The sequence below is a fragment of the Mucilaginibacter sp. genome (assembly GCF_028288105.1).
GTDB lineage: Bacteria > Bacteroidota > Bacteroidia > Sphingobacteriales > Sphingobacteriaceae > Mucilaginibacter.
Window position 1 is genome coordinate 1 of sequence record NZ_JAQBOI010000321.1, and the last position, 19,497, is coordinate 19,497.

The 19,497-nt window shown below is 40.5% G+C and carries 18 protein-coding genes; 17 read left to right on the forward strand and 1 reads right to left on the reverse strand.

The annotated features are described in order from the left end of the window. The 8 genes from JWQ85_RS21130 to JWQ85_RS21165 all read left to right on the forward strand — a co-directional run. Positions 1-413: amidohydrolase family protein (locus JWQ85_RS21130; RefSeq protein WP_299471534.1), on the forward strand; the 413-nt coding region annotated here is incomplete at its 5' end. Between the two features lie 154 nt (positions 414-567). Further along, entirely contained in the window at positions 568-1,593 is a 1,026-nt protein-coding gene (locus tag JWQ85_RS21135) for an LLM class flavin-dependent oxidoreductase (protein WP_299471537.1), read from the forward strand. 522 nt (positions 1,594-2,115) lie between these two features. Next, positions 2,116-3,165, forward strand: coding sequence for a glycosyltransferase family 4 protein (locus JWQ85_RS21140; protein WP_299471539.1), 1,050 nt, complete (start codon positions 2,116-2,118; stop codon positions 3,163-3,165). Between the two features lie 163 nt (positions 3,166-3,328). Next, positions 3,329-3,694 (forward strand): glyoxalase, encoded by a 366-nt coding sequence (locus JWQ85_RS21145; protein ID WP_299471541.1) that lies wholly within the window; start codon positions 3,329-3,331, stop codon positions 3,692-3,694. A gap of 306 nt (positions 3,695-4,000) precedes the next feature. Beyond that, entirely contained in the window at positions 4,001-4,606 is a 606-nt protein-coding gene (locus tag JWQ85_RS21150) for a glycosyl hydrolase 108 family protein (protein ID WP_299471543.1), read from the forward strand. Between the two features lie 345 nt (positions 4,607-4,951). Next, the gene (locus tag JWQ85_RS21155; RefSeq protein ID WP_299471545.1) at positions 4,952-6,310 is read left to right on the forward strand and encodes a Gfo/Idh/MocA family oxidoreductase; all 1,359 of its coding nucleotides are present in this window, start codon (positions 4,952-4,954) and stop codon (positions 6,308-6,310) included. A 5-nt stretch (positions 6,311-6,315) separates the two neighbouring features. Continuing rightward, a complete protein-coding gene (locus JWQ85_RS21160) occupies positions 6,316-7,359 on the forward strand; it encodes a PmoA family protein (RefSeq protein ID WP_299471547.1) in 1,044 nt (347 codons plus the stop codon). Positions 7,360-7,496: 137 nt separating this feature from the next. After that, a complete protein-coding gene (locus JWQ85_RS21165) occupies positions 7,497-9,023 on the forward strand; it encodes a TlpA disulfide reductase family protein (protein ID WP_299471549.1) in 1,527 nt (508 codons plus the stop codon). 893 nt (positions 9,024-9,916) lie between these two features. Here JWQ85_RS21165 and JWQ85_RS21170 read toward each other — a convergent pair. Further along, positions 9,917-10,768 carry an alpha/beta hydrolase gene (locus JWQ85_RS21170; RefSeq protein ID WP_299471551.1) on the reverse strand — a complete coding sequence of 284 codons (852 nt, stop codon included), beginning with the start codon at positions 10,766-10,768 and terminating at the stop codon, positions 9,917-9,919. A 200-nt stretch (positions 10,769-10,968) separates the two neighbouring features. Between JWQ85_RS21170 and acpS the strand changes: the two genes are divergently transcribed. From acpS to JWQ85_RS21215, 9 genes are all read left to right on the forward strand, one after another. After that, positions 10,969-11,343: a holo-ACP synthase gene (acpS, locus tag JWQ85_RS21175; RefSeq protein ID WP_299471553.1), complete on the forward strand. Its 375-nt coding sequence runs from the start codon at positions 10,969-10,971 to the stop codon at positions 11,341-11,343. Then, entirely contained in the window at positions 11,343-12,626 is a 1,284-nt protein-coding gene (locus JWQ85_RS21180) for a phenylacetate--CoA ligase family protein (protein WP_299471555.1), read from the forward strand. Before acpS ends, JWQ85_RS21180 begins: the two co-directional genes overlap by 1 nt. Before the next feature lie 90 nt (positions 12,627-12,716). Beyond that, positions 12,717-14,264, forward strand: coding sequence for a histidine ammonia-lyase (gene hutH, locus JWQ85_RS21185; protein ID WP_299471557.1), 1,548 nt, complete (start codon positions 12,717-12,719; stop codon positions 14,262-14,264). After that, positions 14,264-14,992 carry a 3-oxoacyl-ACP reductase FabG gene (fabG, locus tag JWQ85_RS21190; RefSeq protein WP_299471559.1) on the forward strand — a complete coding sequence of 243 codons (729 nt, stop codon included), beginning with the start codon at positions 14,264-14,266 and terminating at the stop codon, positions 14,990-14,992. The genes hutH and fabG overlap by 1 nt, the downstream gene beginning before the upstream one ends. A 3-nt stretch (positions 14,993-14,995) precedes the next feature. Beyond that, positions 14,996-15,415 carry a 3-hydroxyacyl-ACP dehydratase gene (locus tag JWQ85_RS21195; RefSeq protein ID WP_299471561.1) on the forward strand — a complete coding sequence of 140 codons (420 nt, stop codon included), beginning with the start codon at positions 14,996-14,998 and terminating at the stop codon, positions 15,413-15,415. 4 nt (positions 15,416-15,419) lie between these two features. Next, positions 15,420-16,574, forward strand: a complete 1,155-nt coding sequence (locus JWQ85_RS21200) for a beta-ketoacyl synthase N-terminal-like domain-containing protein (protein WP_299471563.1) — start codon at positions 15,420-15,422, stop codon at positions 16,572-16,574. A gap of 32 nt (positions 16,575-16,606) precedes the next feature. Further along, complete coding sequence (locus tag JWQ85_RS21205; protein ID WP_299471565.1) at positions 16,607-17,224, forward strand: hypothetical protein; 618 nt, start codon at positions 16,607-16,609, stop codon at positions 17,222-17,224. Positions 17,225-17,234: 10 nt separating this feature from the next. Further along, positions 17,235-18,440: a beta-ketoacyl-[acyl-carrier-protein] synthase family protein gene (locus JWQ85_RS21210; protein ID WP_299471567.1), complete on the forward strand. Its 1,206-nt coding sequence runs from the start codon at positions 17,235-17,237 to the stop codon at positions 18,438-18,440. Then, the gene (locus JWQ85_RS21215; protein ID WP_299471569.1) at positions 18,441-19,496 is read left to right on the forward strand and encodes a beta-ketoacyl synthase chain length factor; all 1,056 of its coding nucleotides are present in this window, start codon (positions 18,441-18,443) and stop codon (positions 19,494-19,496) included. Position 19,497 lies beyond the last annotated feature (1 nt).

A 19,497-nucleotide genomic window follows, 5' to 3' on the forward strand; every position in this document is an offset into this window, starting at 1 on the left:
TGAGGAAGCATCCAAATTTGAAATTTATAGGTGCGCATTTAGGAAGTTTAGAGTGGAGCCTTGATGAACTGGCAAAGCGACTGGATAAGTACCCTAATATGAGCGTTGATCTGTCGCGAATGTCTAATTTGCAATTGCATGCATTAAACAACTGGCAAAAAACACACAATTTTTTTGTTAAATATCAGGACAGATTGGTTTATGGAACAGACAGGGCGGTTAACGCATCTTCAAATAAAGAAGAATTAGAAAAAGATATTCATGCTGATTGGATTAGTGACTGGAAATTTTATGTAACCAATGATACTATCACCTTAAAAGGGTTTGGAAAGCTTAAAGGATTAAAATTACCAAAGAGGGTTATTGATAAGATCTATTTTACGAACGCCCAAAAATGGCTTGAGGGTAAATAGGATGAATTTAGGTTATTAAAAAAAACTTAAAGCCGTAAAGTAAGGAGGTTAGTATTGTCAGCAATTGTTCAAAAGAATAACTGCTTTGCTTTTTACATCAAAATAATACCTACACTTGTTAATACTTGTTTAAACATCAATTTAAAAGTGCAACATGGAAATAGGGATAGACAGCTTCGCCGCGGCGATGTTCAATGATAAGGCCACAAAAAATGCCGATATAATAAGCAACTTGCTGGAACGAATTGAATACGCGGATAAGGCGGGGCTGGATGTGTTCGGCATAGGTGAGCATCACCGGAAAGAATTTTTAGACTCGTCACCAACTATGATACTTGCAGCCGCGGCGGCGCGTACCAAGCGTATCCGCTTAACCAGTGCAGTAACCGTTATCAGCGCGGCCGACCCGGTAAGAGTATTCCAAAACTTCGCCACTTTAGATCTTATCTCTAATGGGCGTGCAGAAATTGTAGCTGGGCGTGGCTCGTTTGTAGAGGCATATCCGCTTTTTGGTTATAAACTGGAAGACTACGATTCCCTTTTCGCCGAAAAGCTTGACCTGTTATTAAAGATCAGAGATAATGAAACCATTACCTGGTCGGGCAAGTTTCGCGCGCCACTCCATAGTCAATCCATTTATCCTCGGCCGGTTCAATCGTCAATGCCTATCTGGTTAGGTGTTGGTGGTACTCCGCAATCATTTGTTAGGGCCGGCATTTTAGGGCTTCCTTTAATGGTTGCTATTATTGGCGGCGAAACGCATCGCTTTAGGCCACTGATAGATCTTTATCGTGAAGCCGGCGAAAAAGCCGGACACTCTCCTGATCGGTTAAAAGTTGGTTTGCATTCCATTGGTTATGTAGGGAACACAACAAAAGAGGCTACCAATGATTTTTATCCCGGATACGCAGAGGTATTTACCAAAATAGGAAGGGAACGTGGATGGCCGCCCGTTACCCGTACGCAATATGATGCACAAACCGGCCCCACAGGCGCGCTATTAATAGGTGGTCCGGAAGAAGTAGCTGAAAAAATAGTTCGTCATAGTGAGGCTTTAGGCGGAGTTTCCAGGGTTACATTTCAAATGGACCAGGCTGCGCTTCCGCAGGATAAGTTATTGCAATCTATTGAACTAATTGGCAAACGTTTAATCCCGTTGGTTAATCAGCATACTAAATAGACCGATTTATAATCTAAAAAGTGAATCAATAATATTTGGTGAAATAATACACCAAACTGCAAGCCTGTGTCAAAAAAATCAGCCGGTTATTGCCAAATCATACAGGGATGAAACCGATACAAAAGGCGGCATTATTATCTTCTTAATTATAAATTAATCACAATAAAGTGTGACGCAAGAAACTCATTGTTGCATTTTATTGTGCAACTTATTGGGTAACAGAAGTATTCATTAAGCATTTATCTTTATTCAACTTTAGTTGGAAGCTGGGCATTCTCTACCGATCGCCAAAATCGTCGACCCATGAAACGATTAGCCGCAATTAAAGCCAAGCAAATAATGGAAATAAAGCTATGTCAATTCGACTATACATCGAAACTGAAACTTGGGAAAGTTATGGGGTTTTTTACCGAGGGTATGGTTTACAGGAATTACTTGGCTTATAGTGCTTGTTTAATTCTATTTATCAGGCCTCTTTTCATTAAGAACACTCTTTAAAACATAACGATTTAAATATAAATAATGACTATAATTCATTTGTTAATTGGTTTAGGAAGTGGCGGAGCCGAGCATTTTGTTTTGGAATTAGCCAAACAAAATAAGCTTCAGGGCTATAAAGTATATGTTATAAGTATAAGTAGTATTGATAGGATAAAACAGAAATTTATTGATAGTGGAATTACGACAATATCATTGGGTGTTAATAAACCTACGCAGGTTATAGCTGGTCTTAAAAAATTATTAGCTATTGTAAATGATAATGAAGAGGTATTAATTCACGCACACATGTTCCATGCAGCAATGTTTGGTTGTTTTATAAAACTTTTAAAACCTTCGGTGCCATTGATCTTTACTTTGAATAATAATTATGTAAAGCATTGGTATCGTAGGGTTATATTTTTCTTAACCAGGCCTTTAAGAAATGCCGATATAATTCTTTCAGAAAATTCAAGGCAATGGTATCAAAAATCTGATTCCGTGGTTATCTCCAATGGAATTGATATTTCCAGGTTTCAGCTGCCGCACAATCCTCCGGAATTATTTACAATTTTGGTTGTTGGCCGTTTGGAAGAGCAGAAAAATCCATTCTATTTTGTTGATCTGGTGCTGCTTCTTAAAGAAAAGTACTCTTTCAAAATTAATATTGTTGGTGAAGGGGTTTTAAAAGATCAGCTTATAAAGAAGATAGCCGAAAATAAGATCGAAGATTATTTTAATTTCATGGGATACAGGAAGGATATACCTGAACTGCTTTCGCAATCGCACTGTTTTATAATGCCATCCTTATGGGAAGGAATGCCTGTAGCATTGTTGGAAGCAGGTGCTGCGGGTGTCCCTGTTATTGCAACACCGGTAGGAAGCATCCCAGCGATACTAAATAATGAAAATGGCTATGTTGCAGATATAAGCACTTTTCACTTGGCAGTACAAAACGTGATAGATAATTATACGGAAGCCCTAAATAAAGCTTTGGTATTGAAGAAAGCAGTAGAAGGCAATTACGATATTTATAGTAACTCGTTAAGGCATATTGAACTTTACCAGAAAGTATTGAAGAAAGTTATATTTTGAAAAAAACCAAGGGTGGCTTAACGATGCCGGGCATTTAAGTCGCTGCTACGAAGAAAGGAAATAACCATTAAACTTTTTATCTTCACATTAGTTAGGGCTGGGCGTTTTGTGATGATCGCCACAACATACCCAGCAAAGGTTAATCATATTAAACAAGAAATTAATGGAACATAAAGCAAGATCTATCCGACCATTTATAGGAGCTGAAAATTTTGAACTTTCGAGAAATTTTTATCGGGACCTGGGGTTTCAGGAAAAGGTTTTGTCTTATAACATGTCATACTTTCAAACGGATGGTTTAGGGTTTTATTTACAAGATGCGTATGTTAAGGATTGGATAGACAACACAATGATTTTTTTAGAAGTTGAAGATGTTGCCCGGCATTGGAACGAGCTTTTAGCTTTAGATCTTACAACTAAATATAAAGGTGTAAAATTAACTCCAATTAGAGTAAATGACTGGGGGAGAGAATGTTTTGTTCACGACCCATCCGGAATCCTCTGGCATTTTGGAGAATTTTACAAATAGTTAAATTATTCAGTCAAATAAAATATTGTTGCATACTTAGCAATATTATCTGCCTCAGGTATCTTACGTTAAATATGCTACACTTACCAATTAAACACTTACCAATTAAAAGGTATTAATAAGTAAGATAGTCTTAACTCATTCCAATCCCAAGGGCTGTTGTTTGCTCTATATTAACTATTTTTTTATTTGAAAAATATTATTATTATCTTCATATACACGAGCCCCTTATCACACACCAATTAAACCACACCACCCCTTAACGTCTATTTAGGGATTATTTTTTACACAATAATTTTTTGTACCATGGCAGAATTTAAGATAGCGGAAAAAATAACCGGGCGTAACGAGGGCGGTTATGCAAATAACCCATCAGACAGGGGTGGGGAAACATATGCCGGCATTGCCAGAAACTTTTGGCCAAACTGGAAGGGGTGGGAGTTTATTGATAAATATAAAAATCAATATCCGGGACAATCAGTTGAAATTAAAAATAAATTCACTTTAGCTGGTTGGATCAATGCCTCTGCCCGGGTTGCTACAGAGCCGGTCAATGACCTTATCTCGCAATTTTATAAACAAAACTTTTGGAATGTAAATCAGTTAGATTTTATAGACGACCAGCAGTTAGCAAATAGTGTTTATGACTTTGGTGTTAATTCTGGTACCGGCACAGCGGCCAAAAGGTTACAAGATGCTTATAATGATATTAGACCGGATGGAACCCCGGCTTTGGTTAACGACGGAGATATTGGTAAAAAATCTCTTGCTGCTATAAATTCAACTCCTCCTGAAGCTATTTATAAAAGATATAACCAATTAAGGGGGGATTATTACCATTCATTAGCAACGGGTTCACAAAAGCAATTTTTAGCAAGCTGGTTAAGCAGACTTAAACCTTATCAGGCATAATTCATAGGGCCAAACAATATAGCCAGATACCGAAACAATTACTCATAACAGATTGATTAGTCATTCAATATATTAATCATCATTTAATGATGAGGTAATTTGTAGCGCCTTTTTGAAAACTGACCTCCGTGATGATGGAAGACTTTGGTGGCATTATTGTTACATTCAATCTTAAAAAAACACTACCACTTTTGTATAATTTCATCGATATTTGGTTTAGTCGGCTAACCACTGCTGTCAACCAAATACCTATTTTTCAGAAAAATATAATGATGAAAGCCTGCCGGATGGACAGCGCTACAATTTCAAATAAACAAGCTAAACTAAAAACCTTTTTTAAACAGCATGGAAAAATCACGCCGTACTTTTATCAAGCAAACCGCATTGGCCAGTGCCGGTGTATTGCTTACTAAAACCAGTTGGAGTAGCGCTAAGAGTTATAAACGTATTATTGGAGCTAACGATCGTGTACGGGTTGGTGTTGTAGGCTTTTCAGATAGGCACAAAAGTTCTCATATTCCGAGTTTTATGAACCATTGCAAGGAACTTAATTTTGAGGTAGTGGGTGTATCAGATATCTGGAAACAACGAAGGGAAGAAGGTGCTGCTGTTTGGAAAGAGAAGATGCAGAATGAGGTAAAGGCCTACCGCAACAATGAGGAATTATACGATAGCAAAACTATTGATGCGGTATTTATCAGCACGGCTGATTTCCAGCATGCCCGTCATGCCATTGAAGCTGTAAAAGCAGGATGTGATGCCTATGTAGAAAAACCTTTTGCTGAAACCATGGAAGATAACCGTGCTGCACTGAAGGCCATCAAGGAAACAGGCAAAATTGTTCAGATAGGCTCACAGCGCAGGAGCGGGGCCAATTACCATGCCGCTAATGATTTTATCCGCTCGGGTAAATTTGGCCCTATCACTATGGTTGAATTAACCTGGAATGTTAACCAACCGGGGCGCTGGCGCAGACCGGAACTGTTAGGCCAGTTAAAAGAAGCGGATACCGACTGGAAACGGTTTATCATGAACCGCCCGTATGAAGCATTTGATCCCAGAAAATATTTAGAGTTCCGCTTGTTCTGGCCATATTCATCGGGGCTGGCCGGCCAGTGGATGAGCCATCAGATTGATACTGTACACTGGTTTAGCGGTCTTAAACACCCGCGCAGTGTAGTGGCTAATGGCGGTATTTATAAATGGAAAGATGGCCGTAGAAACTGGGATACCATTTCAGCCGCTTTTGATTATGGCCCGCTTGATAATTTGTCAACAGGCTTCCAGGTAACCTTTGGCTCGCGTATGCATAATGGAGAAGAGCATCCGGCCGAGATCTATTATTCAAACGGTGGTGAATTAAACCTGAACACTAACAAAGTTTCTCCGGAAGGGGGGTTAACAGAAAAAATGGCTGCTGCCATGAATATGCAGGCCAATTTATTACCGGAAATAAGCCTGGCAAATACCGAAAAGGTAGTAGCCTCAGCTAATACAGGCGGCGATGTATTAACATCAAACCACGTACGTAACTGGATGGAATGCGTACGCAGCCGTAAAGAGCCAAATGCACCAGTGGAGGCGGGATATAGTCATTCTATAGCTAATATCATGACTAATGCTGCTGTGCATACCGGTTATAAGGCCACATTTGATGAGAAGACACAGGAAGTAATGGCAAATGGCAAAATATTTAAATTCTAATTATAATGATCAGATTTAAAACTTTGAGTTTTGTTATAGCCATGGTGGCCTTAACTCCGGCGGTATTTGCCCAAAAGGCACAACCGGTTACGGTGCAGAAATCGGAAAATGAAAATAAGGTGGATATTTCTATCGGCGGCAGGCTGTTTACCAGTTTCCTGTATCCCGATACATTGGAAAAGCCGGTATTATATCCGCTGCACGCTGCTAATGGAACTATTGTTACCCGTAGTTTCCCGCTCTCCCCAAGGGAAGGAGACCCAACCGATCACCCGCATCATATTGGGGTTTGGTTTAATTTTGAAAATTTGAACGGATTAGATTTCTGGAATAATTCTTATGCTATCCCTGCAAATAAGAAGAATTTTTATGGTTGGGTGCGTACTGATCGCATCCTGGAGGCAAAAAGTGGTAATACCGGTGTATTAACCTATCATGCTAACTGGACCAATCAGCAAAAAGATGTTATTGTGGAAGAAACAACCCGTTATGAATTCAGCGGTAACGAAAACCAGCGTATAATTGATCGTTTTACTACTTTAAAAGCAGATAAGGACGCTTTTTTTAAAGATGCAAAAGATGGAATGCTGGGGCTGCGATTAGCTCATGAACTGCAGATGCCCGATGCTAAAGATCAGAAGTTTACTGATGATAAAGGTAATGTAACCGTGGTGAAAGGTGGTACCGATCATGTGGCCAATGGTAATTATATAACCAGTGCCGGTAAAACAGGAGACGATGCCTGGAGCAGCAGGGGGGTATGGTGCAAAGTTTTTGGTAAAATGGGTACCGATTCGGTAAGCATTGCTATAATAGATCATCCTAAAAACCCCAATTATCCAACTTTTTGGCATGCCCGCGGATATGGTTTATTTGCTGCTAACCCACTTGGCGAGAAGATTTTTACCAATGGTAAATCTGAGAAAATGCTGACCCTTAAAAAGGGAGAATCGGTAACTTTCCGGTATCGTATTGTCATTAACAACGGCAGCCAAACTAACAGCGCAGCGCAACTCAATACCCTTGCGGGAAGTTTTGGTAAAAAGTAAGCTGAAATAACTGAGCTTTATAATAAAAATGGAAGTTATCCGTTCGGTCTTCGACTATACCATATGCAGATCTCCAGGAGCAAAAAAGAGGGCATCCTGAAAGCTTTACATACCATCAAAAATAAAACCTTATCGCCATGAAATATTTATTGTTCTCCTTACTGTCCTTCTATGGCACACTCTTGTATGCGCAAAATCCTGCCCAAATTACCATAGAGGATAAAAAGATGGATACCTACCTCGGTGCCCGTAAACCGGCCACCCTTACCGTTCAGCTGAAAAACCTGCCGGAAGGCAGCAAAAAAGTCGACATCAAATATATCCTTGTACAGTTCGGAACAGGGTTTCAAACCACCAAATATGCAGAGACGGATGCTGGCGGAATGGCGAAGCTTGTTCTTGATGGAAATCTACCTTATCAACAGATCTGGCTGAGCGTGGGCAACTATCTATACGCCGGAATATATGTCAATGAGGGATTGACTGTTAGTATAGACGCGCAAAAAACAGCGGTAAAACAAGCTTATATGATTGGCGATGGCGTCGAATACTCTGGCCGGGACGGTGAACTAAATATCGTTATGAATAAAAATGTACTGTTTAAAAAACAGGAAAGGGAAAATATATTTGAAAGACTGAGAAAATTACGTGAGTCAAGAAACAAATCTACTACAGATAGCTTTTTATCCAGGGTCGACTCCATCCGCCAGCAATTGGTACAAATCGATAACGAATTTATTGCTGGGTTTCCCAAATATAGTTGGGCTGTTAAAAATGAGACAATGTCTGAGTTGTACGGAAATCTCTGTATTTCTTATTGGGGTGATGTAATGCCGGATAAACTTTTTGCAGAAGTCAGCAATCATAAACCTTATTTCACCAGCAATAGTGGCGTTTTATTTTATGAATACCTGCACGTTTACGCCATGAACAAAAAAAGTGATCGAAGAGGAAAAGGGCTTGAAGGTACCATTGCGTTGTTCGATAGCACATTTACACCCCAGAAATCTGATGTATTAAAACTTTTTCTTTTAAAGGATGAGAACGCCACATTCACGCAGTCTTACCCATTGATCATCAATAGCATCCAAACCAAATGGTGCAAAAAAATTGCGAGAGATGAACTGACTAAAGCCAATATTATACAAAAAAATATCGACAGTCTGTTTGCCTCATCCAAAAAACTGGAGACCGCTGACATTGGCAAACCATTGGTGAAGCTGCCTTTCGAAGCTGACCTTTACCAAATAGATACGCTGAAAAATGCCAATGATTTTATTCTTAGCCTGAAATCAAAATTCGCAAATAAAGCGCTGATAATCGATTTTTGGGCAACCTGGTGTGCGCCTTGCCTATCAGATTTGCCATCGAGCAAAAGCTTACATGAGGAAAATAAAGATTTGCCTATTGAGTATATCTACCTGTGTACAACCAGTGGTTCGAATATTGATCTATGGAAAAATAAAGTCGCGGAATTACAAATTCCAGGTACACATATATTTGTCAATGAAAAAATTATTGATCAATTGAAAACTACCCTTAATGCAGGAAGCGGGTTCCCGTCTTACGTGGTGATTGATGCCAATGGGAAAGTAAATACTAAGGCCATCTCCCGAATGGAGGGGTTAAATAGAGACAGTGTAAAAAAAGCCGTGGGGCTTTAGCGGATCAAAGCGAATTAAAACCGGACTTTGAGGTGTTCAAAGTCCGGTTAATACCTTTAGCGGGTTTTCTTTTCCTGTACCGTTCAGCAGGAATATTTTCAATATTTAGAGAGCTTTTTGCGACTTATTGAACCGGTAATCCAAGATTTGAAGGTGAAAGGCTTCATAGAGTAGCTAAAAAATATTAGGCGATTGAGAATTATATCTTATAGTTTGATACCTTCGACCTGCTACTTTTCAACAAAAAAGTTGGTAAGTATGCCGTAAAATTATTACGGGCAGACAATATGGCCTCATGGTATAGTTAACACGTTACTGAAAAAGAATATAGCAATTCGTCGGATTAAAAAATGATTGCGATATCAATCTCATTCAAACGTAATGGAGACGTTCTGCGAACCCAATGCCTCTGCTAATCCCGAAGTATTATTAATACGCCCAATCCTTGATTATGAGAAGAGTTTCTTTCCCTCCCTCGCCGCTGAATAAAATAACGCCTGTAAGTCATTGATTTACAGGCGTTATTTTATGTGACTTCATTCCGTGTAACACCCGAAGTTGAAGGGCTTTATTAGTTATGGACGCGGTGGGTGCGGCGGTAATTTTATACGCGGCAATTTAATTTTTCTGTGCCGCGGTGGCGGGTGATGTATTACGACCCGCCTGCGTGGGCGCTTGTGAAAAATGTGCAATGGGTCTGGTGGTGGTGGGGGCCTCCTCTGGAAGGTTTCTGCAGGTGCCACCGGTGATACGGGAGTAGCTTCAGCAAATTGCGCGGTAGCAATAAATAGTGCCGCGGCCATATAAATTCTTATCATCTTCATGTTTTTAGTGGCAAGTATTAAAACTATAACTCAAAAGCAATCAATATGTTTAGCTTAAAAATAAAGTATTTATTTAATTACAATGGTGTACAAAAAGTCTGCGGTGTACTGCCCGGCTTCCAGCCAGCGTTCTTTTGTTTTTTTGCCTGCGCCAAAAATGGGGTTAAAATGCTTTTGCAATTCGTGCGAGTAACCTTCAAATAACTTAAAACCGTTGGCTATTTTTAAAGTATCTGCTTTTTCGTGTATAGCTAAACTGCCATACAAAGGGGTGTCTTTATGGGTTAAGGGTACCAGGCTGTCCTTACTGCCATGTACACATACAATAGGCACTTTGGCATTTTTTAACCAGTTTAAATCATATATCGCCCCCCAGTAGCTGATAACGCCGGCCACTTTGATTACTTCGGTTTGGTTTGAATTTGCCACGCCATCGGGCAGGGCGGCAAGTTTGGCAAGTTCGGCATTGGTACTATAGGCGGTTTGCAAGGCTATCATTCCACCTGCGGAGTTGCCTCCAATTATGATTTTATCCGGGTCGATATTATATTCCTTATAATTCTTTTTAAAAAATGCCACAGCGCTGCGCGCGTCCTGCACAGCATAGTAACAGCTTCTTAACAATTCATCAAAATGCAAAAAGGGATAGTGCTTACTTAACGTGTAATTGATAGACACGCAAACGTAACCGCGTTTGGCAAACGTATCGCTCCATAATTCTACACCTGCAGCATTTTTCGAACCGAATTTAAAACCTCCGCCATGTATCCAGATGATGAGTGGTCTGGCGGTAGCGTTATCTCCTTTAGGTTGGTAAAGATCAAACAAATGCGCCTTTCTCTCTTTTTCAGTATCGGCGGGACTATAAGTTAAATCGCTTGTTTTTATAACGTTATGGAAAACAAGATCTTTATATCTCACAGAAGATGAGCTTTGCGCTCGTAATGTTAATGTCGCAAACAATAGCAGGGCAGATAACAATGGTTGTTTAAACATAATACGTTATATACGTTACAACTTAGGCAAACAGATGTTTTAACCCTTAAACAAAGGTTATAATTACATTGGCACGAAAAAAGATTTTATTAGATTTGAAATCGGCTAAACAATAGGCGCATAATATGGTTATAGGACTTGGCATTGACATTATGGAAGTTGAACGGATTGAAAGCAGGATAAGCAATAATAACGGTTTCGTAGAGTTGGTTTTTTCTGACGATGAGATTGCCTATTGCGAGTCCCAAAAGAATAAATTTGAACATTATGCTGCTCGCTTTGCAGCCAAAGAAGCATTTTTTAAGGCCCTGGGTACTGGTTGGGCAGCAGGTACTTTGTTTAACGAGATAGAAGTAGTGCATACCGAAACAGGCAAGCCGCAATTTAAATTTTATGGCGATACGCTTATAACTATTAATGCTATGCAAACAGGCAACATATCGCTTTCTTTAACGCATATAAAAACTGTGGCATCTGCAGTGGTAATTATAGAAAAGTAATGGATACGATAAGCGATAAGGCAGAAGAGACTACCACCATACAGGAAACAAAATTAAAGGAATTGCTGGCCTACCTTTCAGCAAATTCTCCTTTTTATAAGCAACTATTTACAGAACACCGGGTTGATATCAACGCCATAAAATCTGTAACCGATCTGCCGCTCATCCCTGTTACTACTAAAGATGACCTGCAAAAACACAACGATGATTTTTTATGTGTGCCAGCAATTAATGTAGTGGAATACATGTCAACATCTGGGACATTGGGCAGCCCGGTAACCATTGCGCTTACCGAAAGTGACTTAGACCGGCTGGCATATAACGAATACAATTCCTTTTTATGCGCAGGCGGCACTAAACAGGATATTTACCAACTAATGCTAACACTCGACAGGCAGTTTATGGCCGGTATAGCCTATTACTCGGGCATCCGCAAATTGGGTGCCGGCATGGTGCGTTTAGGGCCGGGTGTGCCTGCTCTGCAATGGGAAACCATCAAGCGGTTAAAACCAACAACCATTGTTGCTGTACCATCCTTTATTTTAAAGCTGATACAGTTTGCGAAGGAAACTAATATAGATATTAATCAAACGTCTGTAAAAAAGGCAATATGTATTGGGGAAAATATTCGTAATACAGATTTTAGTTTTAACATATTAGGAAAAAAAATAACCGAGGCCTGGAATATACAATTGTTCTCTACCTACGCAAGTACCGAAATGCAAACTGCCTTTACAGAATGCAGTGAAGGGAAAGGAGGGCATTATAAGCCCGAATTGCTGATAGTTGAAGTGCTGGACGAAAATAACCAGCCGGTTGCTCCAAATATTCCGGGCGAGGTAACGATAACTACCCTGGGTATTGAAGGTATGCCATTGCTGCGCTATAAAACCGGCGACATATGTATGTATTTTGATGAACCGTGTGCCTGCGGCCGAACAAGCCTGAGGCTTTCATCCATCATTGGGCGTAAAAAGCAAATGATCAAATTTAAAGGCACCACACTCTACCCGCCGGCCTTGTTTGATCTGCTTAACGAGCGTGAAGAAATACTTGATTTTGTAATAGAGGTTTATTCTAACGAGATAGGGTTAGACCAGGTGGCTTTATACCTCGTACCGGCTGAGGATAGTGAGGAATGCGACCATAGGATAAGAGCTTATTTACAAGCCCGGCTAAGGGTAAGCCCACACATAAAATACGTAACGGTAGAAGAGATACAGAAAATACAATTTACCGAAGCTACCCGCAAGCCAATTAAATTTATAGATAAAAGGTTATAGCCGTTATTATACCGTTTGGTGCGGCCTTTTTGCATATATTTTATACTTTAGCTGATTATTAATCACCTTTGACAGAACAAATAATTGCCCATGATACTTGTTGGACAAACAACACTTTCTTTAAACGACTTTTCCGAACTTATTTTTAAAAATCAGCAAATTGCTTTAGACCAGGGTGCTTTAAAAAAAGTAAACGACAGTTTTGATTTTCTTAAGCAATTCTCGTCCAATAAACTTATTTACGGGATCAACACCGGTTTTGGGCCAATGGCGCAGTACAAGGTGAGCCAAGAGAATATTTTGCAATTACAATACAATCTTATCCGCAGCCACTCATCAGGCAGTGGTAAATTAATGCCCGCCCAGTTATCAAAAGCGTTAATGATAGCACGTTTAAACAGTTTTATGCAGGCTTATTCGGGCGTCCATCAGGAGGCTGTTGATCTTTTAACACAACTTATTAACCTAAATATTTGTCCTTGCATTTATGAACATGGCGGCGTTGGTGCCAGTGGCGATCTGGTGCAGCTTGCCCATTTGGGGTTGGTATTAATAGGCGAGGGCGAAGTTATTTTTGAAGATAGCGTTCATCCAACTAAAACTATATTCGACAAGTTTGATATAAAGCCGCTGTCCATTCATATCCGCGAAGGGCTTGCTATCATAAACGGTACATCAGCCATGACGGGTATCGGTTTAGTAAATGTGATCCAGGCCCGGAAATTATTAAACTGGCAGTTGCTTTTTTCGGCTATGATCAATGAGGTAGTGGGTGCCTTTGACGACCATTACTCGCAGGAATTAAATATTGTTAAACATCATAAAGGGCAAAACAAAATTGCATCTGTAATGCGTGATGTATTAAAGGACAGTAAAATGATCCGCAACAGGTCCGAGCATCTTTATAATCCGGATAACCTTGACCAGGAAGTTTTTGAAGATAAAGTGCAGGAATATTATTCCTTACGATGCGTAACACAGGTTTTAGGACCCATTTATGATACTATTGAACAGGCGGAAAATGTACTGGTGAATGAACTTAATTCGGTTAACGATAACCCGGTAATAGATCATTTGAACCAAAATATCTTTCACGGGGGCAATTTTCATGGCGATTATGTGTCGCTCGAAATGGATAAACTAAAAATTGCCACCACTAAGCTATCCATGCTTGCCGAGCGCCAGTTAAATTATCTACTTAACAGCAGGCTTAATCAAAAGCTGCCGCCATTTGTAAATTTAGGCGTACTGGGCTTTAACTTTGGAATGCAGGGCATGCAATTTACGGCAACTTCAACCGTGGCCGAAAATCAAACCTTATCGTTCCCGATGTATGTACACAGCATCCCTAATAACAACGACAACCAGGATATTGTAAGCATGGGTTGTAATGCCGCTTTAATGACCAAAAGGGTTATAGATAATTCGTTTGAGGTATTGGGCATTCATTTAATGACTATTTTGCAGGCGATAGATTACTTAGACTGCCAGGATAAACTGTCCGCTGTATCCAGATCATTATACGAAGAGGTGAGAGTTATATTCCCGAAGTTTGTAGAAGACGAGCCAAAATATAAAGACCTCGCAAGGATAAAAGAGTTTTTAGAAAGTACCGAACGCATAAACGCATTTGCCTGATGAAATGTGCACTAATCACCGGCGCATCAAGAGGAATTGGCAGGGCTATTTGCATTAAGCTGGCTGCCGAAGGCTATTTCGTGCTCATCAATTTTAAAAGTAATACGGTTGAAGCAGAGAAAACCCTTGCATTAGTAAAAGAAATCGGCAGCAATGGCGAACTGCTGCAATTTGATGTTGCCGATAAAGACGACATTACCACAACCCTGGGTAACTGGATAAGTAACAATCCGGATAAATATATAGAGGTGCTGATAAATAACGCCGGCATCAGGGACGATAGCCTGATGGCTTGGATGGAGCCCTGCCAATGGGATAATGTACTTAAAACCAATTTAAATAGTTTTTTTTACGTAACCCGCCTTGTTTTAACCGGCATGCTGCTGCGTAAATATGGCAGGATCGTTAATATCGTTTCGCTGTCGGGATTAAAAGGGTTAGCGGGGCAAACCAATTATTCGGCTGCAAAAGCCGGCGTTATAGGTGCAACCAAGGCATTGGCGCAGGAAATTGGTCGACAGGGTATTACCGTGAATGCAGTGGCGCCCGGCTTTATTAAAACAGATATGACCGAAGGGCTGGACGAAAAGGAACTAAAAGGCCTGATACCCGCAAAACGCTTTGGTACACCTGAAGAAGTTGCACATGTTGCGGCTTTTCTGGCATCGGCAGGGGCATCTTACGTTACCGGGCAGGTGCTATCTGTTAATGGCGGTTTATATTCATAACCAATGGAGTTCCCTATCGAAGATATCACGGCACTTATTCCGCAAAAATACCCTTTTGTATTTGTTGATAAGCTGTTGTATGCTGATGATAGCTTAACCAGGAGTAGCTTTGTTATTAAGCCCGGAGCTGTATTTGTTAAGGGCGATCTTTTACAGGAAGCCGGGCTAATGGAAAATATAGCGCAAACCGCTGCTTTGCAGGCGGGGTATATGGCGCGTAAGGCTAATGAACCGGTTAAAAAAGGTTACATTGGTAATGTTAAAAATTTAGAAGTGTTAAAACTGCCAAAGGTTAATGAAGAAATAACAACCGAGGTAAGCATGGGGGAGCAAATATTTAATGTGATCATGATAACTGGTAAGATCAGCCTCGGCGATGAAGTAATTGCCAGCTGCGAAATGAAGGTTTTTGCCGATAATTAAACAGATGATGAGTGCAGTGGAAAATAAAAGCCGGGATGTTTATGTGGTGGCGGATAATATAGTATCACCGTTAGGTAAAACTACGGCGGCAAACTTTTCTGCTTTACAGGCAGGACACACCTCTGTAAAAAAACATATTGATAACGAAATCGCCGCTGACCCATTTGTAGCCTCTCTATTTGAAAAAAGCGAGGCATTTTACGACGACGGCATAAAGGACTATACCCGTTTTGAACGTTTGGCGATATCTTCTGTATCTGAGGCATTGAAGAATACCAACATTGATGTCGCTGATGAAAAAACGGTTTTTATCCTCTCGTCTACAAAAGGTAATGTCAGCCTGTTAGAAACAGAACTAAATAGCACTGAATTAAACGAACGGGTATCGTTAGCCACTTCGGCAAAGTTGATAGCAACTCACTTCAGATTCAAAAATAAACCTATAGTAGTATCGAATGCCTGTATATCCGGCGTGCTGGCCATCATCACCGCTATGCGATTGATCCGGTCTGGAGAGTATGATACCGCGGTGGTTACCGGGGCAGATGTGATATCAAAATTTATAGTTTCGGGCTTTCAGTCTTTCCAGGCTTTAAGCAGCGAAGTATGCAAACCGTTCGACCATGTACGTGATGGCTTAAACCTTGGCGAAGGTGCGGGAACTATCATCTTATCGGCTAACGAAAAATTTGCAAACCATATTAAAGTTTTGGGCGGCGCGATAAGCAATGATGCCAACCATATTTCCGGCCCATCCCGCACCGGGGAAGAATTGGCCGGTGCCATAAACAACGCATTAAAAGATGCCGATAAAGATGCTGAGGATATAGATTTTATTTCGGCACATGGCACAGCAACTGTTTATAACGACGAAATGGAAGCAACAGCACTAACGTTATCAGGTTTGCAAAATGTGCTCCTAAATAGTCTTAAAGGAAATTATGGGCATACACTGGGTGCCGCCGGTATTATAGAAACGGTGATATCGCTGCAGTCATTAACACAAGGATTGATGATGCCCACTACCGGGTACCGGGAAAATGGTGTTACCAATGTGGTAAATGTTTGCACAGAAGTGACAGCACTAGATGCTAAAACATTTTTAAAAACAGCATCAGGTTTTGGGGGCTGTAATGGCGCAGTTATATTCGGTAAATAATTTAATTTTGAACATAGGCAAATTATAAAACTTTGATAACAAACAGGTATATAACCGTTAGCTGTAAAATAGCCACCGGGGTAGTGCATAAGGATATGAAAAGCGTGTTTGCCAATCCACAAACTTCGCTGCCAGATTTTTTGTTATCTGTTTACCAATATTTTGCATTCAGCTATCCAAAGTTTTATAAAATGGATAATTTGAGCAAGCTGGGTTGGCTGGCGTCTGAAGTATTACTTAAAGATGCAGGACTGAAGTTTGATCCGGCGCAGGTTGCGGTGGTTTTAGCAAATGCAAATTCCAGCCTTGATAACGACCTGAAATATGTTAAAACCATTGCCGAAGGTGCAAGTCCGTCGGTATTTGTGTACACTTTGCCTAATATTGTTATAGGGGAAATTTGCATCCGTAATAATTTTAAGGGCGAGCACGCCTTTTTTATACAGGACAAATTTGACGAAAATTTTATCTTTCAACAGGTGAATTACTTACTCGATCAGCAATTAGCTTCGGCTTGTATCTGCGGCTGGGTTGACGTATTAGGCGACAATTACAAAGCATCACTGTTTTTGGTAGAAGATAAGCAGGCTGACAATGCCGTAGTTTTCTCGACCGAAAATATGGCGAAAATATTTAATTCGATAAATTAACATTTAACACTTGAGTACTCATTCAACAGTTTATATAGCAGGTTTGGGCATAATTTCGGCCATAGGCAATAACGTTGCCGAACATTTGGATGCCTTTAAGAATGAAAGGGCAGGTATGGCAGGTATCACGATTATCGATACCATTCACAAAGGCAAGCTGCCCGTTGCCGAAGTAAAATTATCTAACGAGCAACTTATATCGCTAACGGGGTTAACCGAACATAATAGCCGCACAGCGTTATTAAGCCTGGCAGCTGCTCGAGAAGCCGTTGCGGACGCTGCTATTCCGGGTTTAGATGAATTGCGGGTAGGGTTGGTTTCTGCCAATACCGTGGGTGGTATGGACCGCAGCGAAGATTTTTTTGTTGAATTTATAGCTGATAACTCCAAAGGGAAATTAAAGAACGTTTACGATCACGAATGCGGTAGCATAACGGAGATAGTTGCAGATAAATTGGGTATCACTGATTTTATTACCACTATAAGTACAGCCTGCTCATCGTCAGCTAACGCGATATTTTATGGCGCACGCCTTATTAAAAATGATATAGCCGATGTAGTTATAGCCGGCGGGGCGGATTCGCTTACAAAATTTACACTAAATGGCTTTAATACTTTAATGATATTGGACGAGGGTTTTTGTAAACCATTTGACGAAAACCGAAAAGGATTGAATTTAGGTGAAGGAGCCGGTTATATAGTACTTGTATCTGATAAGGTGGCGGAAACTTTAAGCACCCCCCCTTATTGCACACTTAGCGGCTATAATAATAGTAACGATGCGTTTCATCAAACAGCCTCATCGCCGGATGGTACAGGCTCTTATATGGCTATGCAGGGTGCACTAAAAATGAGCGGTTTAAAACCATCTGATATCAATTATATTAATTTACATGGTACTGGTACGCCAAATAACGATAGTGCCGAGGGTACTGCAGTAAAGCGTGTGTTTGATCCGCATTATCCGCCCATGAGTTCCACCAAATCCTTTACCGGGCATACACTTGGTGCAAGCGGCGGCATAGAGGCCGTATTTTCGGCATTGGCAATTAGGCACAAAATAATTTACCCTAACCTGCGGTTTCAAACCCGTATGAACGAATTACCGTTTGCGCCGGTAACACGCTACTTAACCGGGAAACCCGTAAAACATGTGATGTCTAATTCATTTGGCTTTGGCGGCAATTGTACATCTTTAATATTTTCGGAGGTTTAAATGAAAATATATATACGTTCATCGGCTTGCGTATCGGCTCAGCATACTTTGGGAGTCCAAAATTTCCTGGAAGATATTGTTGAGTACACCGGCAATCGTTTACCGGTTATAGAACCGGATTATAAACGATACATCGACCCCAAGCAAATACGGCGAATGAGCCATGTGATAAAAATGGGAATTGCCGCTGCTAAAGAATGCCTTGCTGAAGCGGGTGTAGATATGCCCGGTGCCATTATAACCGGTACCGCGTTTGGCTGCATGGAAGATACCATTACCTTTTTAACGCGTATCATAGAATACCACGAGGAGTTGTTACCACCAACGGCGTTTATACAATCTACGCACAATACCGTTGCAGCTCAAATTGCCTTGTTGCTAAAATGTCACAACTATAACAATACGTTTGTGCATAAAGGGATGTCTTTTGAAGGCGCTTTATTTGACGCGGTAATGCTGTTAAAAGAAGAGGAAGCTAACAATGTGCTTGTTGGCGGCACGGAAGAAATGGTTGACACCAGTTTTACCGTTTTGACAAGACTGGGGCTTTACCGGCGCTTCCCGGTATCCAATCTGGACTTGTTTAAGACAGTATCTAAAGGCACGATAGGGGGGCAGGGCGCAGCATTTTGTTTGTTGAGTACAGATATATCGCCGGATAATTTAGCCGAACTGAGGGCTGTTAAAACGCTTTATAAGCCAAAAGATATCGAAGAAGGCATAGCCGGTTTCTTAAAGGCAAATTTCTTAACCATTACTGATATAGATTTGGTGATAAACGGTAAAAACGGCGATATCAATAATGATGAGCCTTATAAACAATTAGAGGCCGGTTTATTTAAAGAAACAACTATAGCTAATTATAAACACCTTTGCGGAGAGTATCCAACCTCATCCTCATTTGCATTATGGTTGGCTTCAAATATTCTAAAAAAACAGGTAGTGCCAGAGGTATTGCTTGAAGATAATAAAATTGTTGGGCCGCCAAAGAGCGTACTTTACTACAATCATTACCAGGGTAAATATCACTCGTTAATGCTTCTTTTCGCGATATAAA